This is a genomic window from Nostoc sp. LPT (genome assembly GCF_017115165.1).
Taxonomy (GTDB): Bacteria; Cyanobacteriota; Cyanobacteriia; order Cyanobacteriales; family Nostocaceae; genus Nostoc.
The window spans coordinates 21,092-38,390 of record NZ_JABXKF010000131.1 but is presented as its reverse complement, the minus strand read 5'-3'; the positions used below and the strand labels follow the sequence as shown (position 1 = coordinate 38,390).

27 protein-coding genes are annotated in these 17,299 nt (G+C 42.2%); 9 read left to right on the top strand and 18 right to left on the bottom strand.

Annotated elements, in window-relative coordinates:
* Positions 1-94: 94 nt before the first annotated feature.
* Entirely contained in the window at positions 95-3,073 is a 2,979-nt protein-coding gene (locus HWQ58_RS24905; protein ID WP_366838582.1) for a DUF2225 domain-containing protein, read from the bottom strand.
* A gap of 72 nt (positions 3,074-3,145) precedes the next feature.
* Positions 3,146-3,913, bottom strand: coding sequence for a tetratricopeptide repeat protein (locus HWQ58_RS24900; RefSeq protein ID WP_292868621.1), 768 nt, complete (start codon positions 3,911-3,913; stop codon positions 3,146-3,148).
* 382 nt (positions 3,914-4,295) lie between these two features.
* Here HWQ58_RS24900 and HWQ58_RS38575 point away from each other — a divergent pair, with 382 nt between their 5' ends.
* Positions 4,296-4,436, top strand: coding sequence for a hypothetical protein (locus tag HWQ58_RS38575; RefSeq protein ID WP_366838579.1), 141 nt, complete (start codon positions 4,296-4,298; stop codon positions 4,434-4,436).
* A gap of 123 nt (positions 4,437-4,559) precedes the next feature.
* Here the strand turns inward: HWQ58_RS38575 and HWQ58_RS24890 are convergent, their stop codons facing one another.
* Together HWQ58_RS24890 and dnaG are read right to left on the bottom strand one after the other, a co-directional pair.
* Positions 4,560-4,859, bottom strand: coding sequence for a type II toxin-antitoxin system RelE/ParE family toxin (locus HWQ58_RS24890; protein ID WP_292868618.1), 300 nt, complete (start codon positions 4,857-4,859; stop codon positions 4,560-4,562).
* Between the two features lie 281 nt (positions 4,860-5,140).
* Entirely contained in the window at positions 5,141-7,093 is a 1,953-nt protein-coding gene (dnaG, locus tag HWQ58_RS24885) for a DNA primase (RefSeq protein ID WP_292868624.1), read from the bottom strand.
* Positions 7,094-7,258: 165 nt separating this feature from the next.
* On the opposite strand from dnaG, the gene HWQ58_RS24880 reads away from it, so the two are divergent.
* Positions 7,259-8,611: an N-acetylmuramoyl-L-alanine amidase gene (locus tag HWQ58_RS24880; RefSeq protein WP_292868615.1), complete on the top strand. Its 1,353-nt coding sequence runs from the start codon at positions 7,259-7,261 to the stop codon at positions 8,609-8,611.
* 231 nt (positions 8,612-8,842) lie between these two features.
* Here HWQ58_RS24880 and HWQ58_RS24875 read toward each other — a convergent pair whose 3' ends face one another.
* From HWQ58_RS24875 to HWQ58_RS24820, 12 genes are all read right to left on the bottom strand, one after another.
* Complete coding sequence (locus HWQ58_RS24875) at positions 8,843-10,222, bottom strand: transposase (RefSeq protein ID WP_292868612.1); 1,380 nt, start codon at positions 10,220-10,222, stop codon at positions 8,843-8,845.
* A complete protein-coding gene (locus HWQ58_RS24870) occupies positions 10,219-10,371 on the bottom strand; it encodes a hypothetical protein (RefSeq protein WP_292868609.1) in 153 nt (50 codons plus the stop codon). The genes HWQ58_RS24875 and HWQ58_RS24870 overlap by 4 nt, the downstream gene beginning before the upstream one ends.
* Positions 10,372-10,498: 127 nt before the next feature.
* Positions 10,499-10,684, bottom strand: coding sequence for a hypothetical protein (locus HWQ58_RS24865; protein WP_292868606.1), 186 nt, complete (start codon positions 10,682-10,684; stop codon positions 10,499-10,501).
* A complete protein-coding gene (locus tag HWQ58_RS24860; RefSeq protein ID WP_292868604.1) occupies positions 10,681-11,310 on the bottom strand; it encodes a hypothetical protein in 630 nt (209 codons plus the stop codon). Before HWQ58_RS24860 ends, HWQ58_RS24865 begins: the two co-directional genes overlap by 4 nt.
* The gene (locus HWQ58_RS24855; RefSeq protein WP_292868602.1) at positions 11,307-11,567 is read right to left on the bottom strand and encodes a hypothetical protein; all 261 of its coding nucleotides are present in this window, start codon (positions 11,565-11,567) and stop codon (positions 11,307-11,309) included. The genes HWQ58_RS24860 and HWQ58_RS24855 overlap by 4 nt, the downstream gene beginning before the upstream one ends.
* A 102-nt stretch (positions 11,568-11,669) precedes the next feature.
* Positions 11,670-11,999, bottom strand: a complete 330-nt coding sequence (locus HWQ58_RS24850; RefSeq protein WP_292868599.1) for a hypothetical protein — start codon at positions 11,997-11,999, stop codon at positions 11,670-11,672.
* 88 nt (positions 12,000-12,087) lie between these two features.
* On the bottom strand, positions 12,088-12,273 hold the full coding sequence (locus tag HWQ58_RS24845; protein WP_292868596.1) for a hypothetical protein: 186 nt from the start codon (positions 12,271-12,273) through the stop codon (positions 12,088-12,090).
* 7 nt (positions 12,274-12,280) lie between these two features.
* Positions 12,281-12,421, bottom strand: a complete 141-nt coding sequence (locus HWQ58_RS24840) for a hypothetical protein (RefSeq protein ID WP_292868593.1) — start codon at positions 12,419-12,421, stop codon at positions 12,281-12,283.
* Between the two features lie 67 nt (positions 12,422-12,488).
* Positions 12,489-12,680, bottom strand: a complete 192-nt coding sequence (locus HWQ58_RS24835) for a hypothetical protein (protein WP_292868590.1) — start codon at positions 12,678-12,680, stop codon at positions 12,489-12,491.
* Between the two features lie 178 nt (positions 12,681-12,858).
* On the bottom strand, positions 12,859-13,056 hold the full coding sequence (locus HWQ58_RS24830) for a hypothetical protein (protein ID WP_292868587.1): 198 nt from the start codon (positions 13,054-13,056) through the stop codon (positions 12,859-12,861).
* Positions 13,057-13,059: 3 nt separating this feature from the next.
* Positions 13,060-13,233, bottom strand: coding sequence for a hypothetical protein (locus HWQ58_RS24825; protein WP_292868585.1), 174 nt, complete (start codon positions 13,231-13,233; stop codon positions 13,060-13,062).
* Positions 13,217-13,378 (bottom strand): hypothetical protein, encoded by a 162-nt coding sequence (locus tag HWQ58_RS24820; RefSeq protein ID WP_292868582.1) that lies wholly within the window; start codon positions 13,376-13,378, stop codon positions 13,217-13,219. Before HWQ58_RS24820 ends, HWQ58_RS24825 begins: the two co-directional genes overlap by 17 nt.
* A gap of 79 nt (positions 13,379-13,457) precedes the next feature.
* On the opposite strand from HWQ58_RS24820, the gene HWQ58_RS24815 reads away from it, so the two are divergent.
* The 6 genes from HWQ58_RS24815 to HWQ58_RS24790 all read left to right on the top strand — a co-directional run bounded on the left by HWQ58_RS24815 (position 13,458) and on the right by HWQ58_RS24790 (position 15,759).
* The gene (locus HWQ58_RS24815) at positions 13,458-13,730 is read left to right on the top strand and encodes a hypothetical protein (protein WP_292868579.1); all 273 of its coding nucleotides are present in this window, start codon (positions 13,458-13,460) and stop codon (positions 13,728-13,730) included.
* Between the two features lie 238 nt (positions 13,731-13,968).
* Positions 13,969-14,214 carry a helix-turn-helix transcriptional regulator gene (locus HWQ58_RS24810; protein ID WP_292868576.1) on the top strand — a complete coding sequence of 82 codons (246 nt, stop codon included), beginning with the start codon at positions 13,969-13,971 and terminating at the stop codon, positions 14,212-14,214.
* A gap of 13 nt (positions 14,215-14,227) precedes the next feature.
* On the top strand, positions 14,228-14,995 hold the full coding sequence (locus HWQ58_RS24805; protein WP_292868573.1) for a hypothetical protein: 768 nt from the start codon (positions 14,228-14,230) through the stop codon (positions 14,993-14,995).
* A 70-nt stretch (positions 14,996-15,065) separates the two neighbouring features.
* A complete protein-coding gene (locus tag HWQ58_RS24800; protein ID WP_292868570.1) occupies positions 15,066-15,281 on the top strand; it encodes a hypothetical protein in 216 nt (71 codons plus the stop codon).
* Positions 15,274-15,474: a hypothetical protein gene (locus HWQ58_RS24795; protein ID WP_292868567.1), complete on the top strand. Its 201-nt coding sequence runs from the start codon at positions 15,274-15,276 to the stop codon at positions 15,472-15,474. The genes HWQ58_RS24800 and HWQ58_RS24795 overlap by 8 nt, the downstream gene beginning before the upstream one ends.
* A 66-nt stretch (positions 15,475-15,540) precedes the next feature.
* Positions 15,541-15,759 carry a hypothetical protein gene (locus HWQ58_RS24790; protein ID WP_292868564.1) on the top strand — a complete coding sequence of 73 codons (219 nt, stop codon included), beginning with the start codon at positions 15,541-15,543 and terminating at the stop codon, positions 15,757-15,759.
* Here the strand turns inward: HWQ58_RS24790 and HWQ58_RS24785 are convergent.
* Positions 15,750-16,037: a hypothetical protein gene (locus tag HWQ58_RS24785; RefSeq protein WP_292868561.1), complete on the bottom strand. Its 288-nt coding sequence runs from the start codon at positions 16,035-16,037 to the stop codon at positions 15,750-15,752. The genes HWQ58_RS24790 and HWQ58_RS24785 overlap by 10 nt on opposite strands.
* A 68-nt stretch (positions 16,038-16,105) precedes the next feature.
* Here HWQ58_RS24785 and HWQ58_RS24780 point away from each other — a divergent pair, with 68 nt between their 5' ends.
* Positions 16,106-16,354 carry a hypothetical protein gene (locus HWQ58_RS24780; protein ID WP_292868558.1) on the top strand — a complete coding sequence of 83 codons (249 nt, stop codon included), beginning with the start codon at positions 16,106-16,108 and terminating at the stop codon, positions 16,352-16,354.
* Positions 16,355-16,581: 227 nt separating this feature from the next.
* Here the strand turns inward: HWQ58_RS24780 and HWQ58_RS24775 are convergent, their stop codons facing one another.
* The gene (locus tag HWQ58_RS24775) at positions 16,582-17,166 is read right to left on the bottom strand and encodes a tyrosine-type recombinase/integrase (protein WP_292868555.1); all 585 of its coding nucleotides are present in this window, start codon (positions 17,164-17,166) and stop codon (positions 16,582-16,584) included.
* Positions 17,167-17,299 lie beyond the last annotated feature (133 nt).

The window sequence follows — 17,299 nt, the reverse complement described above, 5'->3', positions numbered from 1 at the left end:
AAGTAGGTAATCTTTGGGATTTAAGAAGAAATTCGACTTGTGTGTACACGGTAGCTCCTAAAAGGAGAGGGTTAGGGAAAGGTCAATTAAATATTCACCGCCACTCCCCTTGCAGAGTGAAAGCCGCCCAATAACGGGGATGTTTCCAAGCTGGATTTTGCAAATCTTTCCTTTGCCACATTTGGCGTTGGGCAAAATTAAGGGCGGCGGCGGGAGATTTATTTTGTTCCAATATCTGTTTGTAGAATGCAATCATTAACTCCTTGGTAGATTTATCATTGACTTTCCACAGAGACACGGTGACTCTAGCTGCACCTGCATACATAAAGCCTCTTGTCAATCCCACTAGCCCTTCACCTTGGACATCCTCGCCTCGACCACTTTCACAAGCACTCAGCACTATCAACTCTGCTGGTAAGTCGAGGTTGAAAATATCGTTGAGTCGCAAAAAGCTTCTGGTTTGGGGTTTACCTTGTTTATCTACCAGAGACAGCACGATACCTGATAAGGCTGGGTTTACTGTGTTGAAAATCCCGTGAGTTGCAAATAGCAGATAGCGATATTGACGTAACTGTTTGCTGGTTGCAAAGTTGTAGTTAGCATCTAACCCAAAAGCGGAAAGCTTGTTATTAGGAGAATTCACCAGTTCGAGAATTGCTTCTCCCTCTGCTTGCGTACCTGGTAGTGGTTCTAAAACCTGATTAGTGTTTCTTAAAGTTTCTAAAGCTGAACGGTCGAGGTTGTTTTCTACAGATGAGGGTTTATCATTCTTCAACCGTGTATCATCAGCACTAAATACAGGATTTGCGAGGACAACTAGGGTTTTGGGTGCAACGTCGCGTGTTTTGAGTTTTTTTCTGTGAGTTGCAATGCTAGATATTGAAGGAAGATTGACAATTTCATGATTCACAACTAGGGGTTGATATTCGTTGCTGGTTGGTGATTTTCTGGGTTCATTTAAGGCTGCGAATGATACTTGATGTAGAATTCCATCTGCAACGATGACTAAACGTTTGTTTCCTAACTTCCCTGCTACATCATTAAGGATAAGTTGACTGAGTGCGTCTGCGGCTTTCTCTGTATTTGCAAAAGTTTGGGCGTTGTCTTCTAGGGTTCCTCCCTGAATCAGTAGTGACTGTTTTGGCTGTAAAAGGCTATTCAAATGCTTTGCAGCTTCGACTATCTTTTCTTGTCCGGGGAGTTCGTAGCTTTCCAAAGAATTAGGAGTGACTACCCATAAATAGCTGCGTTTTTCACCCAAGGAATATTGCAACAGGATAGTATCTTTATCTAATTGCTGTTGAATTCCTGGTAATTGCAGGATGTCTTCTGGGTCTGTTAATTCTGCACGTTCTGGGTTTGTGGCGCGGATTTTAGCGGTGAGTTTTTGTGATTCTTGGATAATATTGATGATTTCTTGGTTGGTTTTGTTGATGAGTTCAGTAGATGAGCCTTTTTGACTTAATAAGTCTGATAAACGCGTTTCCTGCAATGTCAGTTTATTCTGCAAACGACGTTCTTCTGCTAAGAGTTGCGGATCAACGTCTTTACGGAGATTGACATTACCTGCTTTTAAAAGTTCTACCAAACTTCTAGCGCGGGCGCGTTCGCTGATGTGGAGTGCAACAGCATCGCATTTATCTTTGATTTTGAGGTCTTGGATGTTGAATTCGCATACTTTTGCGGGGTCTTTTTTGTGCAATTGCATCAACAAGTCGATGTAGAATTTGTAGTAACTCTGCACTGTAGCGAAGTATGAGGTACGCAGTTCATCGCTTTGGACATTACCGCGTATGCTTTCCACAATGTTGATTGTAGTTTGGATGTTAGAAAGTGCGGCTTCGAGTTTTCCGAGATTGCGTTGGTTGACGGCGATTTGGTAAAGTGCCTGTGCTTCTCCTGTGCGATCTTTTAAATCTTGTCGCAATTTTAGTTCATCATTGAGCGTAGATATCGCCTGTTGATGCTGCTTCTGGAACTCATAAGCAATGCTCATTGTGTTTAACGTTTCAGCTTCCTTAATTCGCAATCCAGCTTTGCGATAATCTACCAAAATATTTTTATAGCTATTTAATGCATTTTGATAGTCGTTTTTGGCAAAGTATATGCTACCGATAATGCCGAGAGAAGCTGTTATGTTAAAAGAATATTCATACTGTTGCGATAATGCCAATGCTTGGTTAGCAGTATCGAATGCTTTATCATAATCTTTCCGAGACCTATGGGTTTTTGCTATGCCCCAAAGTGTAGCAATTTCTGATCTATTATCATTTTGTTTTCGATGTAACGATAGTGCTTGGTTATAAGATTCGAGAGCCTCTTTGTCCCTTCTATTTAGTTGGTAAACACTGCCAATTGATCTAAAAACTTTTGCTTGTCCAACCTGATAATCCAGCTTCTTATATATATCTAATGCCTGAGTGTAAGTTTTGATGCTTGAGTTAGTATCGCCTAATAAATTGTAAAGGAATGCAATATTAGCAAGAGTCTGAGCTTCTGCTCTAGGATTTTTTGTTATGGAGCGCTCAATTGTCAAAGCTTGGTTATAACTGTCTAATGCCAGTTGATAATCTCCCTGTAAAAGGTAGATATCAGCTTGCTGGTTAAGAGTATAGGCTTCGTCTTCTTTATCGCCAGCTTGACGCTGAAGCTGAAGTGCTTCATCTGTATATTTCAGTGCTTCTTGGTTATCACCTAGAAAATTTCTATAAATACTAACAATGAGTCCAATACTCTGTGACTCTAAAGTTGTCCAACCAGCTTGATGAAAGAGCAACTTTGCTTTTTTGTATTGTTCAATTGCTTGCGGATAATTTCCCAAGGAATCATGAACACCAGCAATATCCTGAATGGTTAAACCTTGGTCTACTAATGTACCTTTTGACTGTTGGATTTTCAGTGCTTTATTTAAAACTTCCAAAGCCTGTTGATGTTTTCCCAGTTTCCCATAAAGAGAACCAATATGGCTCATAATTTTGGCTTGTGCAAGTAAATCTCGTCTTTTACGTTGAATATCTAGGGCTTGATTATAATATTGTAAAGCTGTATCAGATTCACCTATTTGAGAATAAATGAAAGCAATCCTATCAACAATATAAGCTTCTTTATCTGGGTCTTTAAATGTAGTACGATAAATTTCTAGTGCTTAATTGAGGGAGTTAAGAGCATTTTTCATCTGACCTAATCTTATGTAGGCATCAGAGATAGAGTTTAAAGTTATAGCTACAAAACCAAATTGCTTCTGTGCCCGAAAACTTGACTGTGCTTGGTTGAAATGTTCGATTGCTTTTTCATGTTCGCCCATCCCGACATACACGTTACCAATTAAACTGAGTGCAGATGCTTGCAGCAAAGGCTGATTTACTTCTTGCAAGATTGAAAGTGCTTTCTTGTGGAACTCAAGCGCATTTTTATTGTCAAAAAGCAAAAAGTAAACTACTCCAATCCTTTGGTTTATCTCAGCTTCCTCTTGGCGCAGTCCTATATCCTGAGCAATTTTTAATGCTTGTTGATATTTCTTTATAGCCTGATTATATCCTTCTCTATTCCCTTTTTTTCGTAAATTCTCTCCTTCTTGAAACAGCTTGACTCCCTGTTCGTATAACTTTTGCTGCTCTGGATTCAAAGGAATTGATGGGGTAGGCGCTGGTTGCTGTGCAAGATAAATTTGCTGTTGATTCTGATAGTTTCTCAGTAATACTTGCTTATCCCCAGTTTCTAAATATGGGAAATTGTCTCGATATTTATCTAATAGAATTTCTGGCGATCGCTTTGATGAATAGTTCTCTAAACCACCAACCTTTGCACCCACCGTATCAGATAACAAAACCACACCCAATAACGCAGTTAAACTATAACGATAAACACGAGATGAGCAGCAAAAATTAAACTGAAACTTAGCGAGCTTGTTCATGCTGAAGCCTCAATAACCTATGAGTTACTTGGGTTTAGATATTTATGGTTGAATTATTTTACAGATATCAATTATCAATTTTGTTCTTGAGGTTGAAGTCTCCCATAAACAAAGTCGAACGCTTTGGTGACAGGTTTAAATCCCTCACCATACGCCTGATAACTGTTCGCTGGTTTAATAAATCTCTTTCTGATTCCAACGTTGAGTTTATAACGTTCATTGACCGGAATTGACATTGTTTCCAAAATAGAAACAAAATTTTGCCAAATCTTACGGATTCCTTGTTTTGGCGTTCTCTACCGAGATTTTATCTGGACTTAGATCCCCGATTTCTTGAAGAAGCCGCATATCTGAGGGTCAACTGATGTGATACGAAGTAATTTTGCTAAACTTTAAACCAGAGTCAGGAGTAAGTGTGATGTTTCAAGCTTTACCAAAAACAGTCACTTTTGAAGAATTCCTGAATTGGAAACCAGACGGCGGATGTTATGAACTGCACGATGGGGTAATTGGTGAAATGTAGCCAGTAGGAGATCGTGAAGAGATTAATGATTTTTTAGCAAGTGAAATCACTTTAGAGTTCAAACGATTAAAACTCCCATACCTCATACCCAAGTAAGCATTATTCAAAGTTCCTGACAAAGAATCAAGTTTCATCAATGATAGATTCGATTTGTTGAAAACCATGAAGAACAGCAAGAACATCAATTTGATCAGACTTAATATAATAAATAATGCGATAAGAGCCTTCAATAACTTCTCTAATCTGCTTAGTTTCAAATTCTGGGACAATGCGACCCGATAATGGAAATTGGGCAATTTGCTCAAAGCGTTGAGTTAATCGCTCAACCAGTCTTTGAGCAGAAGGCTGTTTAACTTGAAAATTTGTCGCATCCACAACATCAAAGCGGATAGGGGAATAATTTTCTTTTGCCTTTTGAATCATCGCAGGTGCGCTATTTTGATGTTGAAGAAACCATCCATAACAGCAAAAGCCAAAAAGCTAGTGAAATATTGAACCCTAGCACTAGAAAGATACTTCACCTACTAACCAGCTAAGGGATTAACAAAGCTGTAACAGCCAGCTTACTCGATCTAGCAGGAGCAAGCCGTGAAATTGTTCAATACATCGCTGGGTCAGTAGTCAATGGTTAAAGAATTGAGTGTTGATGAAGATTCAATCGGGAGAGTTAGCAAAGAGTGAAGACTGAAAGTATTGTTATTGTGTCAACTTAGCTCTGTGATGGAAAATAAACGTTGTCGGTCTATTTGTTGAAGCTTGATTTTTTCAGCGTAGAAAGCCTGATAATAATATTGATAGCGCTCTGGTTCAGCTTCTGGATCGGTTTGTTGCCATAGTTCCAAAAAGTGACGATAGCGTTTTTCAAGCATCACTAAATCCATACAAGCGATCGCAGCTTGAACTACTTGTGGAGTCCGCAGTATTTCTTTTTGGTTTTTTTCATCCACATGAAATAAATGGGAAATTAACCCGCTCTCGCTGTCAAATTCTAAGAACCGATCTTGCAGGCGGGAAATTAAATTTGGTAGAGACGCAAAGTTTTTCGTCTCTCCATCACCGGATGAAATTTCTAAAATCTGTTGCCATAAAAATCGGTGGTGGGAAAGGCTAAATTGCAAATCTCGCTCCTCTAGTTCGTCAACAATTATTTGACGCTGTTCGGGACAATGCAAGAAAATTCGCAATAATAACGCCTCTGCGTGTTCTAAAAGGCTGCGTTCTGTGGGGAGTGAGGAGTTGGAAGGCAGTGGAGATTTACCACCTCCCCATGCTTTCTTCGCTGACACGGGCTTAGAGTATGTAGCCGCAGCCGGAGCAATTTGAGTTAGCAGATTTTCGACTCGTAGAGGTATGAGTCTGGTATCTCCCAAGCTGAGTATTTCAGCACAATAAGAAACATAATAATTTCGTGTATCGCTGTTAGCTATATTTTTAAGTAATTTGACTATTTGCTGAGTTACTTGCTGAAAATCAGTAGCCTGTTTTAAGTCTCGGTCTTGAATAATTTGCTGAATCTGCCAGTCTAGCCAAAGTGGCGCATTTTTTAGCAGTTCTCCATAATCTTCAGGAGTTCGCTTGTGCAAGTATTCATCAGCATCTTTACCATCGGGTAAATTGAGAATTTTTAGCTGAACTTCGCCCTTATATGCTAATTCGGCAATTTCACCGATCGCCCGTTCGGTTGCATTGGTTCCAGCTTTATCAGCATCAAAATTTAGTACTAATTGTTTCGATTCAGTGTAACGTAATATTAACCGGACTTGTTCTAAGCTTAATGCCGTACCGAGAGAGGCAATGGCGTTATTAATACCAGCAGCATGGAGAGCGATCGCATCAAAATATCCCTCCACCACCACCGCTTGATCGAGTTGAGAAATCCCACCTTTGGCTCGATCGAGGGCGAATAATGTTTTACCTTTACTAAAAAGTTCAGTTTCTGGCGAATTCAGATATTTAGGCTGCTCATCAGTCAGAGTTCTCCCACCAAAGGCAATGACACGCCCTTGGACATCGCGGATGGGAATCATCAAGCGATCGCGAAATACATCATAATAACCACCTCCTTCCCGGCGTGGCTTAATCAATCCCGCTTTTTCCAGAATTTGCACTGGGTAATGTTTATCATCGACTAAATAACGATAGAGAGTTTCCCAACCTGCGGGGGCGTAACCTAAACCAAATTGCTGTATAGTTTCTTCTTTGAATTGGCGGTTAGATTGCAAATATTGAAGTGCTTTTTGCCCTTGAGATTGTCTAAGGGCGTGTTGATAAAACTGGGCGGACGTTGCCAGAACTTCATATAACTGCTCACGCAAAGATAGCTGACGCTGTAATTCTTGGCGTTGTTCGGGTTCGAGAGTTTGCACAGGTACTTGGTAACGCCGTGCTAAATCCAGCACCACGTCAGCAAAAGAACGCTTTCCCAACTCCATGACAAACTTAATCGCATTTCCCCCAGCTTCACAGCCAAAGCAATAGTACATTTGCTTGGTCTGGCTGACGGTGAAACTGGGAGATTTCTCATCATGGAAGGGGCACAAACCGACGAAATCCTTTCCTCGTTTGCGTAAAACTACGTATTCAGAGACGACATCTACAATATCAGCCCGTTGTTTAACTGACTCAATTGTGTCTGGGTGCAAGCGGGGGATTTGCATGGCTTTGTCATTAGTCATTGGTCATTGGTCATTGGTCATGAACTTTGGAGAAATACCAAAGGACAAATGACTTTAGACTTCTGATCGCTATTATATTCTTGTTGCTAGACCAAGAATGATCTATAGAATTGCTTAAACTTAATTTTATCAGAGGAAATACTGAAAATGGGGCGTATTTTTATATCAGCAGCTCATGGAGGCCAAGAAGCGGGAGGAATAGATCGAGGTGCGATCGCAGGTGGTACAAGTGAAGCAAAAGAAATGATTCTGCTGCGGGATTTGATTGTCACGGAACTGAGAGCGCGGAGTTTGGAAGTTTTAGCGGTTCCTGATGACTTGAGCGCCGCCCAAACTATCACCTGGATCAATTCTCGTGGCCGCCGGATTGATGTCGCTCTAGAAATTGCAGCTAATGCGGCTAACAGCCCTTCTGTGCGTGGAGCTAGCGTTTTCTACATTGCTAATAATAGCGATCGCAAGAGTAATGCTGAACAGTTACTAATAGGGTTGTTGCGCCGTGTACCCCAATTACCAAATCGCGGAGTCAAACCAGATACAGACAGCGGATTGGGTAGGTTAGCATTCTGTCGTCAGACAACGCTACCAGCTTTGGTGATCCAAGTGGGGTTTCTTAGCAATCCAGAGGATCGGGCTTTGCTGCAAACTCGTCGCCGTGATTTTGCTTTGGGAATTGTCGATGGATTAGTGACTTGGAGTCGTGTAATTGACCCCACTCCTGGAACTCCACCAGAAGCAAATTATCCGCCAATTAATATTAATATTAATGGACAAAGTTACACAGAGCAAGGGATTTTAGTTAATGGTAATGCTTACATCCCCATTGATTTAGTAGACCTTCTACGAATTGACCTTTCAAAAGCAGCTAATGTCAATCGGATTACTTATCACAAAATAGTTTATGTCAAAGCGATCGAACTGCGAGATTTTAATGTTGCAGTCACTTGGGATGCTGCAACGCGTACTGTCAGCTTGCGCTCGAATTTAGTAGTTTGCCCCGGTCAATTTTCGCGGGTGATGTCAAATGGTAATACTTCCGAAGTACAGTTACAATTATTCCTGAGAAATAATAATGAAAATGCTTTAGCAAAGTTTCCTGATATCCCAAAACTTTATCGCGAAGAAGCAGGTATAGAGGGAGTTAACTATGATATTGCCTTTTGCCAAATGTGTATAGAAACTGGATTTTTACGGTTTGGTGGTGATATTAGACCTGAGCAAAATAACTTTGCAGGCTTAGGTGCGATCGGTGGCGGTTCGGAGGCTGCGTCTTTTCCAAGTGCCAGAATTGGAGTCAGGGCACACGTCCAACATTTGAAAGCTTACGCCAGTTTAGAACCTTTGGTACAAGAAGTAGTAGATCCCAGATTTCGCTTTGTTACACGTGGGATTGCGCCATTAATCGATCAGCTATCAGGGCGGTGGTCAGCAGATTTGGATTATAGTACGAAGATTTCAGCAATGCTCAAACGATTATATGAATCAGCAGGACTTCTGTAAGGAAAGGAAAATTACTCAGGTTCTGCACAGTGCGATCGCCTACGGTAGGCGAAACGCCATCGCAAACACGATCTGCTTCAGCTGTTTTTTGACAAACCCCTTGCTAATTACTTGATTAACCGTTCATTCCACAAATTCACTTGCAATAGCTTCACCATTTCGCCAACGTTCAGGGTAACTGAAACTTTTGGAGATTTCAAAACCCTTCACTTGGATGAAGGGTTAATAGCATCAGGTCAGAGGAATTATTTTACACAATTCCTGGAACAGCAGGTTTACTACCTTGCTCATCAACTTTCCCTGAATGTGCTTACCACCTAGCAGCTTTTCACCTTGTTCAGTGACGTTAGCTTTGAGTGAGTCACGGTAGTTAATTAATTTCCCGGTCAGGTCATTGCTTGGTAGCCTTCCAGTTTCCACGCCGGTTAAGACGTACTGCCACAGGCTAATTCGACACAGTGAGGAACCGCTAGCCTTCTCTACAAGCCCATCGCCCGATTGTTCCAGAACTGTACCCATACCCAGACGCATTTTAAAAGTGTCGCGGCTGCGGTTGCGTTTAATTCGTTTAATTCGTTTGGTATCGCCGGCTAAACGTCGGACTGTGGTTTCTCCGTTTTTGCGATCGCGCTCAGTTTTCTTCACCTCTCTAACTTCATACTCAATTACAAGCCTGCCATTGACACCCAGGAACGACTCGAAGGGGTAAATTCTGGTAAGCAGTCGCGATCGCACTCGCAACCCAAAGCCGAACTTGTCAAACACGCTCATGTAAGGCTTAAATTCAGTTATACAAAGCATTTGAGTGATTCTTGCCTCCAAGCGCTGCTCATAGAGTGAGATATCACACATCCATTCGGCGTGTAGTTCCAAGATTGGGTTAATCTCAATTCCGTAGTCTTTGGCAATGGATATTTTATAGAGATTTTCGATTCTGGTTCTCCCGGCGGGCGAAATTTCCAGCCTCTTAGCTAACCATCCCCAAAGAGGTGCTAACCATCCAGCCTTGCTAGATGCACTCTTGGTGTGCGCCACTTCTGGGAATTGCCACGCCAACAATTGACGGGCATAATTCACAATTGGCGATTGCACCCGGTTGAGGTGTTCGAGTTGCTGGCACAGATCGCGTAGCTCGTCAATTGGTTCGGGACGGTGCATGAGGAAATATCTCATGTTTAATTCCCCGGTTTCCAGCCGATGATCTGGATCGTGACCGTAGGCAGCCATTGCTAAAGCGTCAGCTGGATCGCTTTTATTCGGGAGGTTTTTACCTCCACGATAACGCCGCAATTCGACGTGACCAACCCAGAGGATTTTAATTTCTAACTTCTTGAGGATAGAAGCCCACAGTCTTGAATAGTGGTTTCCGGTTGGTTCTAAGATTGCGTAATTTGGCTTGATTTCTGCTAGATAATTGGCAAAGTCAAACGCTGATTTTTGCTTTTTCTTAGTATCAGGATTGGAGTAAAAAGCCGGATATAAACTTGATGCTTTATTTCTGGTTTTATTCCAATATGTTTGTAATCCGCCCTTAGGATATTGTGTTAAAATATGGCAAGTAATCGACGACTTACTAACATCAATACCCAAAATAGTTGATTCTGTTTTCATGGTTCTGCGTAGCTAATGGTGGTTTTCAAGGATGCCAGTCCTTTGAGTAGCCCGAACTTGAGCGCACGAATCACCCTAACGCCCCACATAAAAGGGGCGCGATTCAGGAGTAAACGCATTCGGGGAATTAATAGAGAAGTGTTGCGCATGAACGCTAGAACGCCACAATTGAGGGGCGCAATTCGTCGTGAACGCTGCACTTTCTCTAATTAACTTGCGGATGCTTTGGACACAATCCGCGACGGTGGCTACGAGGCCACCGTTTCGGCTAGTGTGTCAGCTAGCCTCATCAGGCGGGGTGATGTTGGTGAACTTGGAAATAGAACCGTGGAGTTCTGTTAAGAAAGACAGCAAGTCATCACGTGTAAAATTTGTAAGTTGTAGGTTGAAATCAAAAGTTTCAAAATTGTTGGATTCATTAGTGCGTTTGAACAATTCGCACTTGACTTTTACATTACTCATTCAAACCAGTCCTCCTCTTCATCTGGGTAGTAGTGAGGTGGCATCTCTCCCCATTCATCTAACCAAAAATCATCCTCATCTAGGTATTCATGTCCACATAATTGAGGTGATCTGCCGGGATAAAGGACAGTAGCTACACACTGAGCAAATAAAACAGGATAACCACATTCAGGGGCTTTTATATCGGTGTAACAATGACAATTGTTAATATATTCATTGCCATCACTCACCCATGACAAACGGAAGAATTCATAATGCCAGCGTTCTTTATCTCCCCAATCTTGAGGTCGAGAAAATTCTGCAATTGGTCTTTCTGCTTCAGTTCCATCATCATTCATGCCGTAAATAGTCACGGCATTATGAGTTTCACGAATTTCTCTGAGCTGACCTAACTTTGTTGTAATTGAATCATGGACAGTGTCTTTGTTATTAAGAAAATCTTGGATACTTTTATCAATTTGTTCAGGGGTTAATCGGTCGTATTGAGAATTTGCTTCGTCGCTGATTCTTTTAGTCCAATGACTCAGGGGTTTATCTGAGTAATCACAAAGGTATTGCACTGCAAGCCCTAAACCCAGAGAGTTAACCATGTAATCTTCTTTGGAAATTAAAAATTGATCGCTCATCCTGACCTCCGATTTTTCAAGCGATGATTACAATTGCAGCGTTGCTCTAACAAGGCTGTTGCTTGTTCCCAAGCTTGCAAAATTGCTGCGGCATTAACACCAGTGAAAGTTTGTCTATCGCCGTTGTGCCAAGTAAGAACTACAACATTTTTTGGGTATTCCTCATGCTGAAGTTGTCTGACTTGGGCGAAATTTATCCATCCTTCTGATGGCGTTTTGCAGGTAAACACAGATGGTGTGTTGATTATGGTGTGCATTTTGGTAAACTAATTTTGGTTGAATCTACGGCGATCGCGTTCTTGGTAGGGAGGCGTTCGCCTTTGGCGTTGGCGTATAGCCATCGCCTAAAAAATTTTCAGTTAAAAATCTGCCGGATCATCGCTTGTGGGCCCCCCAGAATCAAAAGGGATATCATCTGGGTTAGGTTCCTCCACCCCGGTCAATTTATCCTTTTTACTTTCAAGTTCTGCTATTTCCTTTTTGAGGTCTTTAATTTCATTTTTGAGGTCTTTTATTTCAATCAGTAAGAATGATTGCTGTGTAACATTTTGCTCGACTTTTTCCATAAGAGCAGAAATAGCTACTTCCTCATTTTCTCCCTCCTGAAGTTCTGCAAATAGTTCTAATCGCTTGCTTTCGTAATTTCCGAGATTTACTACCCGTTGGTAAGTGATGGTTTTTATTTTCATAGTTATGTGCTATTTTTAACTTGTACTTTGAAGTTTTTGGATCAAAAGCGATCGCGTTGTCATTGGCGCGATCACTTTTTAATTAACCCTACAGTCCAAACTCTGTGAGGCGGTTGCGGAAAACCACTTCAATGGGGTTTGGTGAGAGTTTTCTCATCATTTGGTGGTAACTTTCGGCATCGCTGCGACGGCGAAATTGCGACAAGATAACCCAATTGCATGGGGAAACTTCTTTGACAACGATCCAATCAAAAAGCTGTTGTCGATAAGTCATAGGTAAATTAAGTTGGGTAGTTCTCTTTCAAAAAGGTGTGCAATTCCTCATCAGAAAATTGATGAAACTTTTGTTTACCTTGGTCGATGTATTTCACTCGGTGAACAATCGCGGGTTGTCCTGTATGTTTTGCTAAATCCTCTGACATAACGGCATAAGCGACAACCAAATATGACAGGAAGTCATTGTCAAGTAATACATCATATTTGTGTTGTTTAACCTGTATAAATGTCCTTTTCCATTTCCTCTGAGTTATCATCGCCGACGACGAGCTTCACGATGTTGTCTTCAAGCTTCAAATCAAAAATCAGCAATGGGAAATCATCGACGATATCTCTTATGACTATCGGCGAGTCAACTGGGAAGCTTTGTAACTTTTCAATTAATTTTTGAACTGTGATTTTCATGTTGCTTTAGCTTTGATGACAAGAAAAACCAGTCAACCAATCAGCTGATGACTGGTTTTTTATGGAACATTTTACTTTTGGCTTATATAAATGAAAGTTATTTCATAGGCATATTCCTCCTACGAGTTTGTTAAGTTTGAGGGCGCGGTGATGAAGATATGCCGTGCCCTTAATTAATTTATTTGTCCTCCATTGCGCTGCTATCAAATTCAACTTCGCCGTAGCTAAACACATCTGTACTTTGGCGCATGGGTCTGTTTGCTCCAATGCTGATGATTTTGAGAGCAGTGACGTATGTGCTTGTTTTTCTTAAGAAGTTTCCAAATGCCTCTACATCTGTGGAATGTCCTGATAACCGAATTTTGATTCTGCCCATTGTTTACCTCTTGGGTTTAGCAACTAAACGCCCATTACCATCGCGCTCAATCACCAAGTCGGCGCGGGGTGCTATTGATAAATTGCGGATTTTGCGTCGCAGTGGTTTTTTAACTGACGCAGGTAATTCTGATGGCAACAACTCCTGATGGAAATCTTCCTCAATTCCACGCGCCAAGCCAGGACGGGAACGATAATATCATCCCGTGGGCATCGTCAAGCAGTTGGGTTAAGGTTTTAACCTGGTCTTTTAGCTGCTCAATTTCTGTTTCTAGTTGGCGAATCCGTTTTTTTCGTGTTACATATTTTCCTTTCTCAGTCATATAAAAAAGTGCGACCGGTCGCTCTTGTTTGCGCGAAATTCATAAGAAACTGTGAGCAATTGCACAACCACACGGTGATTTGCAATTTCGCGATCGTGCATCTGTGCGTGAGCCATTACCTACACGCCAGCCTCTACGGGATTTTCACCCAGGTCTTATCTCCACAGCCCACCGTGTCACCACGTCGGCATATAGCCCTTGGTTAATGTGGAATGCCCTACTAAGGTCGTTTACAGATTGCGGCCGCATACAAATGCACGTCACCAGCTTTATAAAAGCCGCGACTTGTATAGACAAACACTTCATGTTCCCACTCGCTCACGTAACCACTTACGGGACACTGGTAGCCTGAAATACCCTTAATCGGCTTTCTTTGGCTATTGCACGTAAAGTGCGACTTTCCCGGATTTAGGTTTCGCTGTCAAGATGAGACACTTGAAGCAAAAGCAAGCATCTACCAACGGCATCGGCGGGACGATGCTAGCTTTTTTTGTCTCTCTTCCCCAAATTGATTTAGGGTTGACATTGATAAGCCTAAACCAATTTGGGTAAAACCTCAATCTGTTTAGGCTAAATCAATTTAGGTTAAGATGGCACAAAAGCCCCTATCACCTCTTATGCGACTTAGGACATTGCGACATATCACTCAAAAAGAACTTGCAGATGCCTTGGGGGTTACAGAAAACACAGTGGCTAACTGGGAAAGAGGAAGAGCTATACCCAAGTTGACACCTAGTCAATTTAAGGCCTTGCTTAAGGTGCTGCAAATTACTGCTGATGAATTACCAGATGATTTTGGCCCCCCGGCCAACTCATTATCCAAAGCTGAAAACTAAAAAATTCGCCACAGTGCTTGCTTACAGCACTGTGGCGGGGATTAACACTAACCTAATTATGACGGAAACCGACAACGCAGGGGCCCCCAGGCAGCTGACATTGTTCGCGGTGGAGTTAGTTGCAACGGCTCCCCCCTTCTCCCCTGCTCCCTCTTGTGAACCGGAGTTCGAGGAACTAACTTCCAGCGATCGCTGGAAGGAAGCCGACTTTGGAGAAGTGCCCCATCAAAGCGACAACGGACAACTGACAATTTTTTATGATGACAGCGACGAGCCACCAGACCCAGACGATTTTTTAAATCTGACCGAATATAAGCAAGCCTGGAGCGATTGGGAGTCAGCCCGCGTTCTGGAACAGGATACACAGGCAGTTCAATTAGTCAGTAGTCACTCGCAGATTTCTCCTGGCGATGTCTACGACGGGCTACGCCAACGCCCGTCTCTTGTTCTGGAACGTGATACACAAAATCCTGTTCCAGAACAAAAAACCCCAGGATTCGGGGACTATACCGATGTTCCAGAACACATTAAACCCGTTCCAGAACATCTTCACTGGCTAGAAAAGTACTGCCCTTCCAACCGCAAAGATAACCATTATTACCGCTATTGCTGGAAGACTGGCAGAAAGATTAGGCATCGGCACATCACCGGGGGGAGTGTGCGATCGCAATTAGCCCAAAGTCGGAAGCAGGAGGTTGAGATTGCGATCGCGGATGGACAAGCCCCGGTGGAAATTGAAAAGTTAATCCGCTCCTGGCGCTTCTTAACTCCTAATTCCTAATTCCTCATTCCCCATTCCTCAATGCCCAATGATTTATGACTTATGACAAATGACAAATAACTAATGACTTATGAACAGAGAAGAAGCAGTAAACGCGAATAAGCGTGATTGGCAGGCGGCTAACTACCACGAACTGTATTGCGACCACCAACTACGACGGATGATAGAACCCCTAAGCCGATTCTCGGATGCTGAGTTAGTGGGGTTAAAGCGGGTACTGGTAGCTCTTTCTGAAGAAATACAACAGATATTAAACCAAGAATGTGGGAGAGACGGGAATGCCTAGACCAAAAAATATTCATGTTCATCTTGGTTTGAACGATCAGGAAAATATTGTCCAACTGACTGTTCGTACCACCAATGCTGAATTAGCACTAAAAGTCTACCAATCATTGGAATTCTGGTTGATCCAAGCCAAAAGGGATGACCTAGAGGGTGACTGGGAGATAGACAATAACCCAGATGCAAACCAGGAGTAAAGTTTATCCCCAGTCCCTCTTCCCCCAGCACCCAATGCCTAATGCCCAATACTCAATATTCGAGACATGAATAAAGAACTAGAAAAAAAGTTGATTGAGCTTTTAGAGACTCACGAGGAACTGTTTGAAGAAATTGAAGAAGATTTGGACGAACTTGATCCAGAGGATAGGCAAGAATTCTTTGCTGACGGAGAAACCGGAATTTTAGAAGTAGGAACAAAAACCTACAGATTTATCAAAGACGAGGTTTCTGAGCTAATTGGTGATGAAATTTATCAATGGTAGGTAGACTTTTGCCAAAGTAACCAGCGGCGAAACTCATTGAAAATTTTCCAGCGATTGCCACTAGTCATCTCATCATTGTGAATAGCACGGGAGTACTGCCGACGCTTAATTTTCAAAAACTTGTTGACTAGATATTTAAGTGGGTCATTAGCCCCGTCCAATGCCCTAGCGTATTCTAAGACCTGGGGAACAAGTGCAATCGGTACGCGGATAGTTTTCGTCTTGCCACTGTTCCAACGCGGTTGCCAAGGAATGCCAGGGCCCCCCTTTTTGCTCATGTCTATTGCCTAGAAGTGCGTGTTACAAGCCAATTTTACAAAGAGTAGGGAGTTAGGAGTTACCAATTATGAGTAAAAATCCACATCTTAGCGATACAGATGTTTTTGAAAGTCTTGCCAAAATAATTCCCGACACCCATGAGACGAGGCTTATCGGGTTAATTGAAGCTTGCAAAATAGTTGCTGAACAATTGGAGCGAGACGATATCGAGTTTGCAAAAAAATTTTTGTCTTGGGCAATAGCCGAAGCCGAAAAGCCCTGGTCATCCCCCATGCCCGATGCCCCTGCTCCCCAATGTCCAATGACTAATGACTAATGACTATATAGTGTCAAGTATTCTCAATAAATAGAAGCTGTGCGCTGGGGCCCCTAAAAATGTATTTTTCATAAAGTTGCGATCGCCATTTGTCAGATTAATGAAAAAAAATACGAGACTCGCTTACATAGCCTGTAAAGTCGAAGGGCACAAGTTCAGGATCTGGTTGATCTCTAATCGGAAACTAGAGGATGATTTGGTTGTTCATCCAAATTTAGAATTTGGGTTCATAGAGTAGCGATCGCCCCTCTTCTCTCGTCCGTCTCAATTTCAAAGTAGGGGTCAAGCCCTTTGTTGTCGCGGTGTCCGGTGAAAGTGCGAATAGTTTCCTTGGGAATTCCGTTTTTCCGTAATCGGTTTACAAAGCTGCGTCTCATGGTATGCGTAGAGATGCCTTTAGCTTCGTAGCCTGCTTTCTCCACCGCAGCCATCAAAACGTTGTAGGCATTTTTCCAAGTAATTGGTTTAGTTCCACATCTTGAGGGGAACAGCCACTCACTTTGTGTTTCTGGTTGGTATCGTTCTAAAGCCTCCCTCAATATTGGATGTACTGGGATTTCTGTGGTATCGGCTGACCCGTCTGGTCTATGTTTTCTGATAATTGCCGGGAAAATGATATCTGTTTTAGCTTTCCCAACTTCTTCACAAACATCTGTCACCTTAAGTTGTACCAAAGCTCCCCAGCGCTCACCAGTAAACCATCCAATGTCTAAAAGCAATTTATATTTCTCTGTCAAAATTTGTTGACGAATTTTGGAATATTCAGCGTTCGTAATTACAGCAGCTTTTCCCTTTCTGTTATTCTTTGGCATAGATGGAAAATATGAATTTCTTGTATTCCGCTTTTACCTGGTTCAGAGGTGAAAGTGGAATTACCTAAATATTCACTACTCGCAAATATTGGCTCAATCCTATTCCTGGCAAAGGATACACGGCATCAGTGAA

Excerpts from the sequence above, each read along its gene's own strand:
- HWQ58_RS24890 (WP_292868618.1), bottom strand. The coding sequence starts at position 4,859 with ATGATTCAAAAGGCAAAAGAAAATTATTCCCCTATCCGCTTTGATGTT.
- HWQ58_RS24900 (WP_292868621.1), bottom strand. The coding sequence starts at position 3,913 with ATGAACAAGCTCGCTAAGTTTCAGTTTAATTTTTGCTGCTCATCTCGT.
- HWQ58_RS24860 (WP_292868604.1), bottom strand. The coding sequence starts at position 11,310 with ATGAGCGATCAATTTTTAATTTCCAAAGAAGATTACATGGTTAACTCT.
- HWQ58_RS24875 (WP_292868612.1), bottom strand. The coding sequence starts at position 10,222 with ATGAAAACAGAATCAACTATTTTGGGTATTGATGTTAGTAAGTCGTCG.
- HWQ58_RS24835 (WP_292868590.1), bottom strand. The coding sequence starts at position 12,680 with ATGAAAATCACAGTTCAAAAATTAATTGAAAAGTTACAAAGCTTCCCA.
- HWQ58_RS24880 (WP_292868615.1), top strand. The coding sequence starts at position 7,259 with ATGGGGCGTATTTTTATATCAGCAGCTCATGGAGGCCAAGAAGCGGGA.
- HWQ58_RS24845 (WP_292868596.1), bottom strand. The coding sequence starts at position 12,273 with ATGACTTATCGACAACAGCTTTTTGATTGGATCGTTGTCAAAGAAGTT.
- HWQ58_RS24820 (WP_292868582.1), bottom strand. The coding sequence starts at position 13,378 with ATGACTGAGAAAGGAAAATATGTAACACGAAAAAAACGGATTCGCCAA.
- HWQ58_RS24840 (WP_292868593.1), bottom strand. The coding sequence starts at position 12,421 with ATGTCAGAGGATTTAGCAAAACATACAGGACAACCCGCGATTGTTCAC.
- HWQ58_RS24855 (WP_292868602.1), bottom strand. The coding sequence starts at position 11,567 with ATGCACACCATAATCAACACACCATCTGTGTTTACCTGCAAAACGCCA.
- HWQ58_RS24870 (WP_292868609.1), bottom strand. The coding sequence starts at position 10,371 with ATGCGCAACACTTCTCTATTAATTCCCCGAATGCGTTTACTCCTGAAT.
- HWQ58_RS24795 (WP_292868567.1), top strand. The coding sequence starts at position 15,274 with ATGCCTAGACCAAAAAATATTCATGTTCATCTTGGTTTGAACGATCAG.
- dnaG (WP_292868624.1), bottom strand. The coding sequence starts at position 7,093 with ATGCAAATCCCCCGCTTGCACCCAGACACAATTGAGTCAGTTAAACAA.
- HWQ58_RS24850 (WP_292868599.1), bottom strand. The coding sequence starts at position 11,999 with ATGAAAATAAAAACCATCACTTACCAACGGGTAGTAAATCTCGGAAAT.
- HWQ58_RS24775 (WP_292868555.1), bottom strand. The coding sequence starts at position 17,166 with ATGCCAAAGAATAACAGAAAGGGAAAAGCTGCTGTAATTACGAACGCT.
- HWQ58_RS24810 (WP_292868576.1), top strand. The coding sequence starts at position 13,969 with ATGGCACAAAAGCCCCTATCACCTCTTATGCGACTTAGGACATTGCGA.
- HWQ58_RS24800 (WP_292868570.1), top strand. The coding sequence starts at position 15,066 with ATGAACAGAGAAGAAGCAGTAAACGCGAATAAGCGTGATTGGCAGGCG.
- HWQ58_RS24865 (WP_292868606.1), bottom strand. The coding sequence starts at position 10,684 with ATGAGTAATGTAAAAGTCAAGTGCGAATTGTTCAAACGCACTAATGAA.
- HWQ58_RS24790 (WP_292868564.1), top strand. The coding sequence starts at position 15,541 with ATGAATAAAGAACTAGAAAAAAAGTTGATTGAGCTTTTAGAGACTCAC.
- HWQ58_RS24780 (WP_292868558.1), top strand. The coding sequence starts at position 16,106 with ATGAGTAAAAATCCACATCTTAGCGATACAGATGTTTTTGAAAGTCTT.
- HWQ58_RS24785 (WP_292868561.1), bottom strand. The coding sequence starts at position 16,037 with ATGAGCAAAAAGGGGGGCCCTGGCATTCCTTGGCAACCGCGTTGGAAC.
- HWQ58_RS24830 (WP_292868587.1), bottom strand. The coding sequence starts at position 13,056 with ATGGGCAGAATCAAAATTCGGTTATCAGGACATTCCACAGATGTAGAG.